General features: G+C 70.6%; 16 protein-coding genes. All 16 read left to right on the top strand.

Features of this window, described 5'->3' with window-relative positions:
* Positions 1 to 100: 100 nt before the first annotated feature.
* The 16 genes from NITAL_RS27765 (at position 101) to NITAL_RS03640 (ending at position 14,037) form a co-directional block, all read left to right on the top strand.
* Positions 101 to 367, top strand: coding sequence for a hypothetical protein (locus NITAL_RS27765; protein WP_052664814.1), 267 nt, complete (start codon positions 101 to 103; stop codon positions 365 to 367).
* A 3-nt stretch (positions 368 to 370) separates the two neighbouring features.
* Positions 371 to 1,204 carry a DODA-type extradiol aromatic ring-opening family dioxygenase gene (locus NITAL_RS03710; protein ID WP_052664812.1) on the top strand — a complete coding sequence of 278 codons (834 nt, stop codon included), beginning with the start codon at positions 371 to 373 and terminating at the stop codon, positions 1,202 to 1,204.
* Between the two features lie 50 nt (positions 1,205 to 1,254).
* Positions 1,255 to 2,274, top strand: coding sequence for a dihydrodipicolinate synthase family protein (locus NITAL_RS03705; RefSeq protein WP_052669378.1), 1,020 nt, complete (start codon positions 1,255 to 1,257; stop codon positions 2,272 to 2,274).
* A gap of 37 nt (positions 2,275 to 2,311) precedes the next feature.
* The gene (locus NITAL_RS03700) at positions 2,312 to 3,655 is read left to right on the top strand and encodes an aromatic ring-hydroxylating oxygenase subunit alpha (protein ID WP_083442077.1); all 1,344 of its coding nucleotides are present in this window, start codon (positions 2,312 to 2,314) and stop codon (positions 3,653 to 3,655) included.
* Entirely contained in the window at positions 3,652 to 4,224 is a 573-nt protein-coding gene (locus NITAL_RS03695; RefSeq protein ID WP_052664809.1) for an aromatic-ring-hydroxylating dioxygenase subunit beta, read from the top strand. Before NITAL_RS03700 ends, NITAL_RS03695 begins: the two co-directional genes overlap by 4 nt.
* Positions 4,225 to 4,237: 13 nt before the next feature.
* Positions 4,238 to 4,474: a hypothetical protein gene (locus tag NITAL_RS03690; RefSeq protein ID WP_083441189.1), complete on the top strand. Its 237-nt coding sequence runs from the start codon at positions 4,238 to 4,240 to the stop codon at positions 4,472 to 4,474.
* Complete coding sequence (locus NITAL_RS03685; protein WP_211262179.1) at positions 4,471 to 5,235, top strand: SDR family oxidoreductase; 765 nt, start codon at positions 4,471 to 4,473, stop codon at positions 5,233 to 5,235. Before NITAL_RS03690 ends, NITAL_RS03685 begins: the two co-directional genes overlap by 4 nt.
* The gene (locus NITAL_RS03680) at positions 5,232 to 7,637 is read left to right on the top strand and encodes a xanthine dehydrogenase family protein molybdopterin-binding subunit (protein WP_083441188.1); all 2,406 of its coding nucleotides are present in this window, start codon (positions 5,232 to 5,234) and stop codon (positions 7,635 to 7,637) included. Before NITAL_RS03685 ends, NITAL_RS03680 begins: the two co-directional genes overlap by 4 nt.
* A 15-nt stretch (positions 7,638 to 7,652) precedes the next feature.
* The gene (locus tag NITAL_RS03675) at positions 7,653 to 8,354 is read left to right on the top strand and encodes an SRPBCC family protein (protein ID WP_052664807.1); all 702 of its coding nucleotides are present in this window, start codon (positions 7,653 to 7,655) and stop codon (positions 8,352 to 8,354) included.
* Positions 8,355 to 8,454: 100 nt separating this feature from the next.
* Positions 8,455 to 9,192, top strand: a complete 738-nt coding sequence (locus tag NITAL_RS03670; protein WP_052664805.1) for an SDR family NAD(P)-dependent oxidoreductase — start codon at positions 8,455 to 8,457, stop codon at positions 9,190 to 9,192.
* Positions 9,193 to 9,275: 83 nt separating this feature from the next.
* Positions 9,276 to 10,259 carry an NAD(P)-dependent oxidoreductase gene (locus tag NITAL_RS03665; RefSeq protein WP_211262178.1) on the top strand — a complete coding sequence of 328 codons (984 nt, stop codon included), beginning with the start codon at positions 9,276 to 9,278 and terminating at the stop codon, positions 10,257 to 10,259.
* Positions 10,260 to 10,392: 133 nt separating this feature from the next.
* The gene (locus NITAL_RS03660; RefSeq protein ID WP_052664802.1) at positions 10,393 to 10,923 is read left to right on the top strand and encodes a (2Fe-2S)-binding protein; all 531 of its coding nucleotides are present in this window, start codon (positions 10,393 to 10,395) and stop codon (positions 10,921 to 10,923) included.
* Between the two features lie 4 nt (positions 10,924 to 10,927).
* Positions 10,928 to 11,809 (top strand): FAD binding domain-containing protein, encoded by an 882-nt coding sequence (locus tag NITAL_RS03655; RefSeq protein ID WP_052664800.1) that lies wholly within the window; start codon positions 10,928 to 10,930, stop codon positions 11,807 to 11,809.
* Positions 11,806 to 12,543, top strand: a complete 738-nt coding sequence (locus tag NITAL_RS03650; protein ID WP_052664797.1) for an enoyl-CoA hydratase/isomerase family protein — start codon at positions 11,806 to 11,808, stop codon at positions 12,541 to 12,543. The genes NITAL_RS03655 and NITAL_RS03650 overlap by 4 nt, the downstream gene beginning before the upstream one ends.
* Positions 12,544 to 12,634: 91 nt before the next feature.
* A complete protein-coding gene (locus NITAL_RS03645; protein WP_052664795.1) occupies positions 12,635 to 12,829 on the top strand; it encodes a ferredoxin in 195 nt (64 codons plus the stop codon).
* Positions 12,830 to 12,852: 23 nt separating this feature from the next.
* Positions 12,853 to 14,037, top strand: a complete 1,185-nt coding sequence (locus tag NITAL_RS03640) for an NAD(P)/FAD-dependent oxidoreductase (protein ID WP_157041595.1) — start codon at positions 12,853 to 12,855, stop codon at positions 14,035 to 14,037.
* Positions 14,038 to 14,065 lie beyond the last annotated feature (28 nt).

The following is a 14,065-nucleotide window of genomic DNA, read 5'->3' as shown; positions in this document are numbered from 1 at the left end:
CACTCGTAGCTTCATGTCCGCAGTCAGTCGGCGTATCCACCGACGGCGATCCGATCAGCGACGGCGGGGGCTGCCGCGGCCGGCGAGGACGGAGAGTTCGATGGCGACGGCCGACGTGTACGAGGTGGAGAAGCTGTTGTGGCAGCTCCGCAAGCACCACGATCTCGCCGAGCGTTTCAAGCAGGATCCTGACGCGGTCCTGGACGAGTACGACCTCGATGAGGAGCAGCGTCGCATGCTCCGCGACGGGGACTACCGCGGGATCCTGCGGTCGGGCGCCAACCCGTACCTGTTGTACTTCTTCGCGTTGCAGGTGGGTGTGGGGCGAGCGGCCTACTACGCCAACGTTCGTGGTGAGGAAGGCTGAGTCATGGGACGTGTCGTCGGGGTGTTCGCCACCTCTCACTCGCCGGGGATCACCGGCTTCCCCGAGAAAGCCGATCCGGCCAAGCGTGCGGCCGTGGACGCCGCGTACGGGCAGGTGCGGGACCGCATCGCCGAGCTCGAGCCGGATGCCATCGTCGGCGTCTCGGTCGAGCATTTCACCAACTTCTTCATGGACAACCTTCCCGTCTTCTCGATAGCCACGGCGGAGGACTTCGAGGCACCGGTGACCGACGAGATGGGTGAGTTCCTCCGCGTCGAGCGGCGGCGCCACGCGGGGCACCCCGCGCTCGCCGAGCACGTCCGTGCCCACGCCCTCGCTGAGGAGTTCGACCCTTCCCTCGTGGGCGGCGACTTCGCCTGGGACGAGAACTTCTGCGTGCCGCTCAAGCACCTCGATCCCGAGCACCGCTACCCGGTCGTGCCGATCATCGTGAACGCCGTCGAGCCGCCGATGCCGACGCTGAACCGGTGCTACGAGTTCGGTCGCATGCTGCGGCGGGCCATCGAGGCACAGGACGTCGCGTCACGTGTCGTGGTCCTCGGCACGGGCGGGCTGTCCCACTGGGTCGGCCTGCCCGAGGCCGGGAACATCAACGAGGCCTTCGACCGCCGCTTCCTCGACCACCTCTCCGCAGGCGACATCGGTCCGATCCTGGCCCTGACCGAGGAGCAGATCGACGCCGCTGGCAACGGGGCCCACGAGATCCGCTCGTGGCTCGTGGCTGCCGGCACTGCGGAGGGTCGGGGCTTCGACGTCCTCGCCTACGAGCCGGTCCCGGAGTGGCTGACCGGCACCGCCGTCGCCGCCGCTCGCTGACCCGTCGCATCCAGACGACCCCATCCGACCACGCACGACCAGGAGCACTGATGAGCACCCTTCCGAAGATCGGCGTCCCCGACATGAAGGGCGTCATGGCGTACCCGCCGACGCCCGCGTTGCCAGGCGCCGAGGACCCTGAAGCCCGCGACACGGTCAACCTCGACGAGGCCGAGCGGATGATCCGCCAGCTCATCGCCGACGGTGTCGACTCCATCGCCCTCAACGGCACGCTCGGTGAGATGCACACGCTCACCTACGACGAGTGGAAGGCGTACGCGACCTGCGTCGCGGAGACCGTGCGGGACGTCGACGCCGACTTCCCCGTCTTCATCGGTGCCACGACCCTGTCGACCCGCGACACCATCGATCGGATGCGTTTCCTGCGCGACATCGGGATCAACGGGACGCTGCTCGGGCGGCCCATGTGGGGCGAGATGGTTTCCGACATCATGGCGCGGTTCTACCGCGACGTGGCCGAGGCCGTGCCGGACATGGCGATGTGCGTCTACGACAACACCGCCGCGTTCCGTGGGATCATCCCTCGTGAGGTCTACAAGGTCCTGGCCGACATCCCCCAGGCGGTCGCGGTCAAGTACGCGGGTGGGGCCTCGGTCGGGTTCCGCTTCCACAACGACCTGGCCGTCGTCGGTGACAACCTCAAGCTGATGATGATCGAGACCGACTGGTTCCCCGCGGTCGAGATGTACGGCCTCGAGACCCAGCCCATGACCTGGTCGTCGACCACCGCCTGCGGGCCGACCCCGGTGCTGGCGCTGCGTGACGCGCTGTACGAGGGCCGGACCGAGGACGCCCGCTGGCTCACCGAACGGCTGCGCTGGGCTCACGAGCCGTTCCTGGTGGGCCAGAACTTCCCCGAGTTCGCGAAGTACAACGTCCCGCTCGAGAAGATCCGGGTGAACGAGGCCGGCTACATCAACGTCGGGGCGTCGCGTCCGCCGTACACCATGGATCTGGTGCCGGACCACCACGTCCAGGACACCAAGGCCCACATCGTCCGTTACAAGCAGATCGTGGCCGAGATCGACCAGCGGTTCGGGCGCAACTGAGACCGCTGCGTTCGTCCGGCGTGGGAGCGTGATCGACATGCTGCAGTTCGACGACACCGCAGAAGGTGTGCTGAAACGGCTCGGGGACGGGCGCGAGCAGATCCAGGCGGGCCGGATGCCCGCCTGGGCGCTCAACTCCCGTGGCATCTACGAGCTGGAACGCGACCGGCTGTTCAGCCGGACCTGGCAGTTCCTCGGGCACGAGACCGAGATCCCGAGTCCGGGGGACTACGTAACCCGACCCATCGTCGACAACGAGATCATCCTGGCGCGCGACGAGGACGGCGAGATCCAGGCCCACCTCAACATGTGTCGGCACCGGGGTAACACCATGTGCAAGGCAGCCATGGGCAACGCCTCGCACTTCCGGTGCTCGTACCACGGTTGGACGTACAAGAACTCGGGCGAGCTCATCGGGGTGCCCTACCTGCGTGAGGCCTACGACGGGAAGCTCAACCGCAAGGACTGGAAGCTGGTCGAGGTCCGGGTCGCCACCTACGAAGGTCTGATCTTCGGGACCATCGCCCCCGAGGCGCCTTCGCTCGAGGAGTTCCTCGGTGGGTTCACCTGGTACCTGGACTACTACCTCAAGCCCGGGCCCGGCGGCACCGAGGTGTACGCCCCGCCCGATAGCTGGGAGGCCGACACCGACTGGAAGATCTGTGCCGAGAACTTCGCCGGCGACGGGTACCACACGCCGGTGGCCCACCAGTTCGGGTTCGAGCTCGGCTACTTCCCCTCCTCCGGTGCCTCCCACTTCGAGGGGTACGCCGCCCACATCCCCGAGCAGGGCCATGCCATCGGCCTCGGGCGCACCCCGGGGATGGCACCGTTCGCCGCGTACCCGCCCGAGGTCGTCGACGGGTTCCGTCAGACGCTCTCACCCGAGCAGATCGAGGTGTTCAGCGAGGTCCGCACCGCCGTTGGCACCGTCTTCCCCAACCTGTCGTTCCTGGTCCAGCCCTTCAGTCGCATCCCCGGCGAGCCGGGGGTCCGCTTCTGCACCATGCGGCTGTGGCACCCGATCGGGCCCGGCCGGATGCGGATGTTCTCCTGGTGCCTGGTCCCAACGGACGCGCCGCAGCAGTCCAAGGACGAGTCCTACGAGGCCTACACCCTGGCCTTCGGGCAGGCCGGCACCTTCGAGCAGGACGACATGGAGAACTGGACCAACGTCACCCGTCAGGCCGGGTCCTCGCTGGTCCGCGACCTCCACTTCCCCTACGAGATGGGACTGTCGGCCGAACCGGAGCACGACTTCCCCGGCCCCGGCGTCGTGTACAGCCCCTACGTCACCGAAGCGGGGTTCCGCGGCATGTGGAGCAAGTGGTGGGACTACCTGTCCACCCCCACGGCTGGCGACCAGGAGGGCGCAGTGTGAGCACCCAACTCGATCACGTCCGTCCGCCCGTCGACCACCAGGGCATCACCGACGAAGACCTGGCGACCGTCGACCGCGACACCCACCACCGCGTCGTCGACTTCCTCCACCTCGAGGTCCAACTGCTCGACGACCGCCGCTACAACGACTGGGTCACGCTCTTCACCGACGACGCCCGCTACGTCATGCCGCTCCGGGTCACCCGCGAGGCCCAGGCCGAGTGGGAGCTGTCACCCACCGGACGCATCTTCGACGACAACCGCGAGACCCTCGGCATCCGCATCGCCCGACTGAACACCGAGTACGCCTGGGCCGAACAGCCACCCTCGCGCACCCGCCATCACGTCTCCAACGTCCGGGTCCAACCGACCGACACCGAGGGCGAGTACCACGTGCGGTCCAACCTCCTGGTCTACCGCTCACGCGGTGACAAGACGACCTACGACCTGTTCAGCGCCGCGCGCCAGGACATCCTCCGGGAGGGGGAACGGACCCTGACGATCGCACGACGTCACGTGGTCCTCGACCAGAGCGCCATCAGCGCCCACAACATCTCGATCTTCTTCTGACACGAGGTCACGCGTGACGACACCCCCCGACTCCGAGCGAGCCGATGAGCCGGCGATCGTGATCGCGAACGAGTTCGCCGAGGTCGTGGTACGCCGGATCCAGACCCGGAACGGTGTGCGCCTCGAGATCCGCTCCCCGCGCATGGACTCCAGCATCCGGCTCGACGCGCTGGAACTCGAGAGCCTGACGTGGCAGGATCCTGAGGTGTTCAGCGGGTTCCTCGAGGATCCCTTCGGCCCACCCAAGTGAGCCGGCTCGACGGGCTACGGATGCTCGTGGTCGGCGGGGCATCAGGCATCGGGCGTGCCACCGTCGACCGTGCCCGCGACCTCGGCGCGCAGGTCGCGGTCCTCGACCGCGCTCCACCGGCCGTCGACGCCGGTGGTGGATCGCTCCACCTCCGCGGCGACGCCACCGACCCCGAGGTCGTCGCCACCCAGGTCGGAGCGGCGGTCGAGGCGCTCGGCGGACTGGACGCCCTGGTGCACACCGCCGGCGTCCACGACGGCTTCCGCGATCTGGTCGAGTACCCCGTGACCGACCTCGCCGACGTGTGCAGCGAACTGTGGCGCGTCAACGTCACGAGCGCGCTGCTCGCGGTCCGGGCCGCACTGCCTGCGCTGCACCGTTCCGAGCACGCCTCGGTGACCCTGACCAGCTCGGAATCCGGCTTCGGTGCCCGCGGGGGTGGCGCGCCCTACACCGCGTCGAAGTGGGCCGTCCGAGGGCTGGTCGACCACCTGGCCGCGGAGCTCGCCCCGGCCATCCGGGTCAACGGGGTTGCGCCTGGCGGCACGTCGGGCACGAGCCTGCGTGGCGTTGGGTCGACTCCGGCCGAGATCGGTGCCCGGCCGGGCCGGGACGAGGATCTGCTGGGCACGACCAAGCTCCGGCGACGTATCGAAGCCGCCGACGTCGCAGGTGCGTACACCTACCTGGCGTCGCCGTCGCTGGCCCGGGTCATCACGGGTGTGATCATCAACGTCGACGGCGGAAGGAACACCGTATGAGCACGACCAACCCGACCGCCCCCCACCGCATCTCCCGAGGCGGTGCCGCGGAACGAGCCGTCGACTCCGCGCCGCTCGGCGGCGCGTTCGGTGCCGGGCTGCGTCGCCGCGAGGACCCCCGGATGCTGACGGGGCAGGGCGACTTCCTCGACGACGTCGTGCCGCAGGGGACCTGCTACGCCAGGTTCGTGCGCAGCGACCAGGCGCACGCCCGCATCGTCTCGATCGACACCTCCGAGGCATCGCGTCAGCACGACGTCGTCGCGGTCTTCACCGCCGACGACATCGACGCGGCACCGATCCCCCTCATCCGCAAGCCGCCGGTCGAGTCGGGAGAACCACCGGAGGTGCACCTGCTGTCGTCCGGAACGGTGCGGTTCGTCGGCGAGCCCATCGCCGTGGTGATCGGCACCTCGCCCGAGTCGGCCCGTGACGGCGCCGAACTGGTCGTCGTGGACTACGAACCGCTCGATGTCGTCCCGAGCCTCGCCGCGGCGTTGGCCGACGGCGCACCGGCCGTCCACGCGGACTTCCCGGACAACGTCGCCTTCCGGGTACCCGTCGGCGGTGATGCCTCGGCGGTCTTCGACGACGCCCCCGTCGTGGTCCGGGCCGGCCTGCGCAACAACCGGCTCGCGCCGGTGCCGCTCGAGCCGCGCGGCATGATCGCCAGCTGGGATGTCCACCGCCAGACCATGGACGTGTGGATCACGACCCAGCGTCCGCACCACACCCGCTGGTTCATCTCCCACGTGCTCGACATCCCCGAGCACCAGCTCCGGGTGCGTGCCGGCGACGTCGGTGGTGCGTTCGGGTCGAAGGAGCCGATGTACCCCGACGAGGGCGTCATCGCCTTCGCGGCGCGTCGACTCGGGCGGCCCGTGAAGTGGTTCGCCGACCGGTCCGAGGACTTCCTCGCCACGACCCACGGCCGCGACCAGTACGCCGACCTCGAGGTCGCCGCGACCGAGGACGGTCGCATCCTCGGTGTCCGCGGACGGATCGACGCGAACATGGGCGCGTACCTCTACCCCAACTCGCCCGGCACCGTCATCGGCCGCACCGGACCGCTGCTGCCGCAGTCGTACGACATCGCCGCGGTGGAGCTCGAGATCCGCGGGATCTACTCGAACACGACGCCCATCGGTCCGTACCGGGGCGCCGGTCGCCCCGAAGCGACCTACTACATGGAGCGGCTGATCGAGCTCCTGGCCGATCGCCTCGGCCTGGACGCCGTCGACGTTCGCCGCCGGAACTTCGTCCGCGCCTTCCCCCACGCCACAGCGACCAAGCTGACCTACGACTCGGGGGATTACGAGGCAGCGCTCGACGTGGCGCTCGAGGAGGTCGGCTTCGCCGAGCTCGCCGACGGCCGCGCCTCGGACGGTGACACCCTCGTCGGCGTGGGCGTCGCCTCCTACGTCGAGATCGGCGGCGTCACCCCCTCGTCGGTCGCGTACCTCGAGGGGTCCCCCGGCCTGTGGGAGCAGGCCGCGATCACGGTCCATCCCACGGGGCGGGTGGACGTCGGGGTCGGTACCTGCGCCCACGGCCAGGGGCACGAGACCGCCTTCGCCCAGATCGCGGCTGACGTGCTCGGGCTGCCCTACGACGATGTGGTGGTCCACTACGGCGACACGGCCAGCGCGCCGTTCGGGTTCGGCACGTTCGGGTCCCGTTCCGGCCCGGTGGGGGGCGCCGCTGTCCGTGCCGCCGCGATCAAGGTCCGTGACAAGGCCCACGGCATCGCGGCCCGCCGGCTCGGTCTCGAACCCGACCAGGTGGTGCACCGGGACGGTCGGTTCTCGCCGCGAGAGGACGTGGGCGGTGGCCTGACGTTCGCAGAGGTCGCCCACGCCGCCGTGTTCGACCACACGGTCCTCGGCGAGGGCGAGGAGCCGGGTCTCGACGCGTCCGCCCGGTTCGACCCGCCCGATTACACGTTCTCGTCGGGGACCCACGCTTGCGTCGTGGCCATCGACCGGGCGACCGGCGTGGTCCGCATCGACCGCTACGTGGCCGTCGATGACTGCGGCACCGTCATCAACCCGATCATCGTCGACGGTCAGGTCCACGGAGGCGTCGCCCAAGGCATCGCCCAGGCGCTGTACGAGGACTTCCAGTACGACGACCGGGGACAGCCGCTGACCGGCACGCTGATGGACTACGCGTTCCCGACCGCGGCGCAGCTGCCCCGCTTCGAGACCCACCGTGTCGAGTCGCCGTCGCCGGCCAACCCGATGGGGGTCAAGGGGGCCGGCGAATCGGGAGCGATCGTCTCGACGGCCGCCGTGGCGAACGCCGTCCACGACGCGCTGCGCCAGGTCGGGGCCGGACCGCTCGACCTCCCGTTCACCGCGCCGCGCGTGTGGCACGCGCTCTCCGACGTGACCACCCGCTGACGACAAGGATCCGCCGTGCAGCTCGAACATCGCTTCACCGTCCCGCTCGGCCCTGATGAGACCTACCGAACGCTGCTGGATCTCGAGACCGTCGCCGCCTGCTTCCCGGGCGCCCAGCTCGAGGAGGTGACCGGGGACGTGTTCGAGGGGCGCGTCAAGGTGAAGCTCGGACCCGTGACCGTCCTCTACCGCGGGCAGGGCACGTTCGTCGCGCGGGATGACGAGCAGCGCCGGGTGGTCATCGAGGCACGCGGCCGTGACAACCGCGGGTCGTCGACCGCGGCTGCGACCGTCACGGCGTGCGTCGACGCACACGCCGATGGCGCCGAGGTGGTGGTCACGACCGACCTCGATGTCACGGGGCCGCCGGCGCAGCTCGCCGGGGGCGCGATGGAGGGGGTCTCGAACCGGTTGCTCGATCGGTTCGTCACCGAGCTGCGTCGCCACGTCACCGGTGAGACGACGGCCGCAGGCGTCGCGGCCGGCGCTGACGCGACACGCGGCGCCGGTCGCCCAGCGCCCTCCGCGGCGCCGACCCACGTCGCGGGTGATGGTGACGATCATCTCGATCTCCTCGGCGCGGTGCTGGGAGACGACGGTCGCAAGCTGGCGGTCGCCGGCCTGGTCGGGTTGGCCGTTGGCGCGCTCCTGCGCTCGATGTTCCGCCGGCGGGTGATCCACGTCGTCGTGTCGGACGAGCGGCGGCAGCGCGCGTGAACGGTGCCGTGGCCGAGCCGTGTTGCAGCACGCTCGGTCCACACGTGTTGCGTCGCGGGTTGCCACACCTCCTGACCCTCGAGAGCAGCGGAGCCCACTGATGGATCTCGGTCTCACCGGACGGAACGCCATGGTCGCCGGCGGGAGCAGCGGTCTCGGCCTCGGCACCGCGCGGGCCTTGGTCGGCGAGGGTGCCAACGTCTCGATCTGCGGTCGTGACGCTGGCCGGCTCGCCGCCGCCATCGACGAGCTGCAGCAGCACGCCGTCGACGGGGCGCGTGTTCACGGCGCTGAGGTCGACGTCCGTGACGACGCTGGGCTCGTGCGCTGGGTGGGTGACGTGGAGGCGGCACTCGGCCCCGTGGACATCGCCGTGGCGAACGCGGGGGGCCCGCCGAAGGGGGATGCGGATGAGGTCGATGTGGACGACTACCGCCGCGCACTCGAGCTGAACCTGATGCCGTCCATCGTGCTGACCGAGCACGTCCTGCCGGGTATGCGGCGGCGTGGTTGGGGACGGGTGCTCTTCATCACGTCGGTGTCCGTCCTCGACCCGCTCCCCGGTCTGGCGTTGTCCAACGTGGCTCGTCCCGGTCTGGTCGGCTACGCAAGATCGTTGGTCGACGTGCTCGATGGCGACTCCGGATCCGTGACGGTCAACGTCCTCGCGCCTGGGCCCCACGCGACGCCACGCGTCTCGGCGAGCACGGGTCACGGTCGGCTCGGTGATCCGCACGACTTCGGTGCGGTCGCGGCCTTCGTGTGCAGCCGCCAGGCCGCGTACGTGCACGGGGCGGTGATCGCCGTCGACGGCGGTGCCCACGGGGGAGCGGCGTGATGCACCACGGCACGCCGAGCGCAGGGACGCCCCAGCGCGGCACCGTTGTCGGCGCGCGGGTCGGTGCCCTGTGGCGTCCGACGATGCCCGAGATCGAGGTCATCGCCGAGCAGTGGCCCGAGCAGATCGCGTTCGTCCCGTCGACCCCGGCTGGGGATCCTGCACCCGCGACGGAGGCACGTGCCGACCTCGACGTGCTCGTCGGCCTCCCCTTCCACCTCACGGGTGAGCTCCTCGATGAGATGCCGAACGTGCGTCTGATCCACATCCTCGGCCACGGGGTCGACCCGCTGTTCGCCCCCGAACTGCTCGGCCGGATCCGTGAGCGCGGGATCACCGTGGCGCGTACAGGCTGCGCGTCGACCGCGGCAGCCGAGTACGCGATCATGGCCATGGTCACCCTGGCCCGGCGTATCACGCCGATGCACTACGACGTACTCGCCAACGGCGGCTGGTCGCTGGAGCGCAAGGTTCGCCGTATGGAGGGGGGCCTCGGCGGCGAGCTCGCCGGCAAGCGACTGCTGATCGTGGGCTACGGCGGGATCGGCCGTGAGCTGGCCCCGCGCGCCAAGGCTTTCGGGATGGAGGTGACGGTCCTGCGCCGTCATCCAGCGTCCGAGCGGTCCGGGCCGAGCGTCGACCGCTTCGCGGGGATGGGTGACCTCGACCGGGAGCTGTCCCGTACCGATCACCTCGTCCTGGCCGTGCCGCTGACCGAGGAGACCAACGGCGTGATCGACGCGGCCCGGGTGTCGTTGCTGCGTCCAGCCACCTGCGTGGTCAACCTGGCCCGCGGGGAGGTGGTGGACGAGGCCGCACTGTTGCGAGCGCTCGAGGCGGGCTGGATAGGCGGTCTGGCGCTGGACGTCTGGCGACACGAGGTCGACCCGACGGTGCCGTTGCCCGGCAGCGAGTGGCTGGCTCGCAACCTGCTCGCCACCCCCCACATCAGCGGTCTGACCGTCGAGGCGCGGCTGCGGAGCCTCGAGACCATCGGGGAGTCGCTGCGGCGGTTCCTGCGCGGCGAGAAGCTCGCCCACGTGGTCGACCTCGAACTGGGCTACTGATCGGCGTTCTTCGGGGGCGGCCCCGCGGCGGCGGCGAGGCGGCGACACGTCGCAGATGTGTACCCCGATGGGGGACGGTCGTGCCCGGCGCCGGCTCGTAGCGTGCTGAGGAAGCCACCACGGAGGACCTGCGATGCACGCCGCTGCGCCACGCGAACGGCACCGTGTCGATGCGCGCGTCAACGGGACGTCGGTCACCAGGAAGGTGCAGGCCCGGCTGATGCTGGTACGGCTGCTGCGCGAGGAGCTGGGCCTGACCGGTGCGCACATCGGGTGCGACACCACCCAGTGCGGGGCGTGCACCGTCCTCCTCGACGACGTGGCCGTGAAGTCGTGCACGGTGCTGGCCGTGCAGGCCGATGGCCGCGCGGTCACCACCATCGAGGGCGTCGCCGACGGTAGCTCGCTGACCTCCGACGAGGCGCTCCACCCCGTGCAGCAGGCGTTCTGGGCCCACCACGGGCTGCAGTGCGGGTACTGCACCCCGGGGATGGTCATGTCGCTGATCGAGCTGCTGGCCGACGAGCCCGATCCCACCGAGGAGGACATCCGCGAGGGGTTGATCGGGAACCTGTGCCGCTGCACCGGCTACCAGAACATCGTCGACGCGGCGCTCGCGGCGGCGGCGATCCTGCGCGGCGAGTTCGCCGGCTCGGAGGGTTGAGCCGGTGTACCCCGTCGCCTTCGAGTACGTCCGTCCCTCCTCGGTGGACGAGGCTCGCCACTGGCTCGTAGAGCTGGGCGAGGACGCGAAGCTCCTGGCGGGCGGTCACAGCCTGCTGCCGATGCTGAAGCTGCGGTTGGCCGCCCCTGAGGTGCTGGTCGACATCTGCGACCTGCCCGAGCTCGTGCGCATCGACGTCGGCGCGGACGGTGCGCGGCTCGGTGCGGGTACCACGTGGCGGGCGCTCCTGCGCGACCGGTCGCTCGGTGCGGCCTACCCGCTGATCCACGACGCCGTCGCGGTCATCGGTGACCGGCAGGTTCGGGCCCGGGGGACCATCGGCGGCAGCATCGCCCATGCCGACGTCGCGGCCGACATCCCTGCACCCTTGCTTGCCCTCGGTGCCTCCGTCGAGATCGCGGGTGACACCGGCAGCCGTCGCGAGCCGCTCGACGACGTGCTCGTCGGCATGTTCGAGACGACCCTCGGTGAGGCCGAGCTGCTGACCGCCGTGCACATCCCGGCCCTGTCATCCACGACGACCACCGCGTACGTCAAGTTCGAGCAACCCGCCAGCCGGCTCGCCCTCTGCGGCGTCGCCGTCGTGATCGACCACCATCCCGATCAGCGGCTCCACGGCGTGCGCATCGCGGTCACCGGCGCCGGCGATCGTGCGTACCGGGCCACCGAGGCCGAGGCCGTGCTCGAGGGGCAGCAACCCGACGATCAGCGGTTGGACGCCGCGGCGGACGCCGCGCGCCACGACCTCAGCGCGCGGAGCGACGTGCACGCCGATGCCGTCTACCGCTCCCACCTGGTCCGGGTCCTCACCCGACGAGCGCTGGAGACCGCGCTCGCCCGACACGCCGCACAGGAGGCCGCATGACCGTCCACCTCGACCGACGCGGTGTCGTCGCCACCCTCACCATCGATCGGCCCGACGCCGGGAACCGGCTCGACGGCGCGACCGTGGACGAACTCAGCGAGCACCTCCGCGCCCTGCAGCTCGGCAGCGACCCCGCCGATGTCGTGGTCCTCGCTGGCTCCGGACCGGACTTCTCGTTGGGCCGCCAACCGGCGAACGACGGTCCACCCACCCCGTCCGGTCTCGCCCGAGAGTTCGCCCGCATCCAGGGGCTCAACGAGCTGGTACAGCGCTACCCGGCCGTCACGGTCGCCAAGCTCCAGGGGAAGGTCCGCGGTGCGGCGCTGTCGCTCGCCGGACGCTGCGACCTCGTGGTGGCGGACGAGGACGCCCGGTTGTCGTTCCCCGAGGTCCGCGACGGCATCCCGCCCACGATCGTCCTCAGCTACTACCGGTACGCACTGCCGTCCAAGGCGCTCCTCGACCTCATCCTCACCGGGCGCGAGATCGACGCGCAGGAGGGGTGCCGGGTCAACCTGGTGTCCCGGGTCGCGCCCGCCGGTCAGCTCGACGCCACGGTCGAGGCGCTCGTCGACGAGCTCACGGGCCACGACCCGCGGACCCTGCGGACCATCAAGCGGTTCCTGGCCGCCAGCGAGGGCATGGACCCTCGCGATGCACCCGCGTACGGCATGTCGCTGTACGCCAACGAGATCGTCGACCGTCGTCTCCAGGCCTCAGGAGGACCGCTGTGACCGAGCTCGATATCCGCAAGCGCCGCGTCGAGAGCGAGGAGCCACACCCGGAGTGTCCCGCCGAGATCGTGGCGATGGAACGGAGGCGATCATGAAGGTCCAGTTGGATCTCGACAGGTGCCAGGGGTACGTGTGCTGCGTCGTCGCGGCTCCCGAGGTCTTCGACGTCGACGACGACAGCGGTCTGGCGGTCCTCAGAGAGGCGGCGTCCGACCCCGCACGCCGCGTGGAGGTCGAGCGGGCTGTCCGTGACTGCCCGACCAACGCCATCAGCATCGCTGACTGACGGTGGGCGACCGCTGCGTCATCGTGGGAGCCTCGCTGGCCGGCGTCGCGGCGGCGGAGGCCATCCGGGAACGGGACCCCGACGTCGAGGTGGTGCTGCTCGGTGACGAGGCGCACGCGCCCTACGACCGGCCGCCGCTGTCCAAGGAGCTGTTGCAGGGCCGCCGGGAGCCGGATGAGCTGACGCTGCGCGACGGCGCGTGGGCCGAGGAACTGCGCATCGACCTGCGCACAGGCGTCCGGGCGGCCCGGCTGCACACCGAGCGCGCCGCGGTCGAACTCGTGGATGGCGAGCATCTCGCCTTCGATCGGCTCCTGATCGCCACGGGCGCGACCCCTCGCCGTCTTCCCAGCCTCGACGGGCTGGCGGGGGTCCACACGCTGCGTACGCTCGACGACGCGATCGCCGTCCGCGACGCGCTCGCTGGAGACGGTCGTCTCGCCGTGGTCGGCGGCGGCTTCATCGGACTCGAGGTTGCCGCCAGCGCCCGTCGCGGGGGCGCCGAGGTGACCGTGCTCGAGGCCCTCGACACCGTGCTCGCCCGTGCGGTCGGCGCCGAGGTCGGCGGGGTGATCGAACGGCTGCACCGCGACCACGGTGTCGATGTGCGCACCGGCGCCGCCGTAGCCGGCCCGGTGGTGCGCGGCGACCGCCTCTGTGGTCTCGAGCTGGTCGGCGGCGAGCGCATCGACGTGTCCACCGTCGTGGTCGGGATCGGTGTCGTGCCCGCGACCGACTGGATCGCCGATCCGCGCATCGCGCTCGACGACGGTGTCCTCGTGGACGCGACGCTCCAGTCGTCGGTCCCCGGCGTCTTCGCGGCCGGTGACGTCGCACGTGTCCGGGGGATCGGCGGTGACACGCGTCGCGTGGAGCACTGGACCACCGCGGTCGAGCACGGCCGGACGGCTGGGCGCAACATGGTCGCGGAGCCGGGCGAGCTCGAACCGCTCCACGAGGTGCCCACGTTCTGGTCCGACCAGTACGACGCCAAGATCCGCGCCGCCGGCACCATCCCCGACCCCCAGCGGATCGAGGTCGTCGAACACCGCGGCGATCCGCTCAGGCTCGTAGCCCTCGCCCCCGATCGCGACGGCACCCTCGCCGGCATCATCACCATCGGACGAGCGAGCGCGCTCGCCCGATGCAGGCCGTTGCTCGGCCTACCCGGGAGCGCCGCGCAGGCTCGACGGCTCGTCGCCGGGTGAGCGGCGAACCAAGGGGGCGGTGAGCCGG

This window comes from Nitriliruptor alkaliphilus DSM 45188 (assembly GCF_000969705.1).
GTDB classification, from domain to species: Bacteria; Actinomycetota; Nitriliruptoria; order Nitriliruptorales; family Nitriliruptoraceae; genus Nitriliruptor; species Nitriliruptor alkaliphilus.
This window is presented reverse-complemented; position numbering and strand designations above follow the sequence as displayed.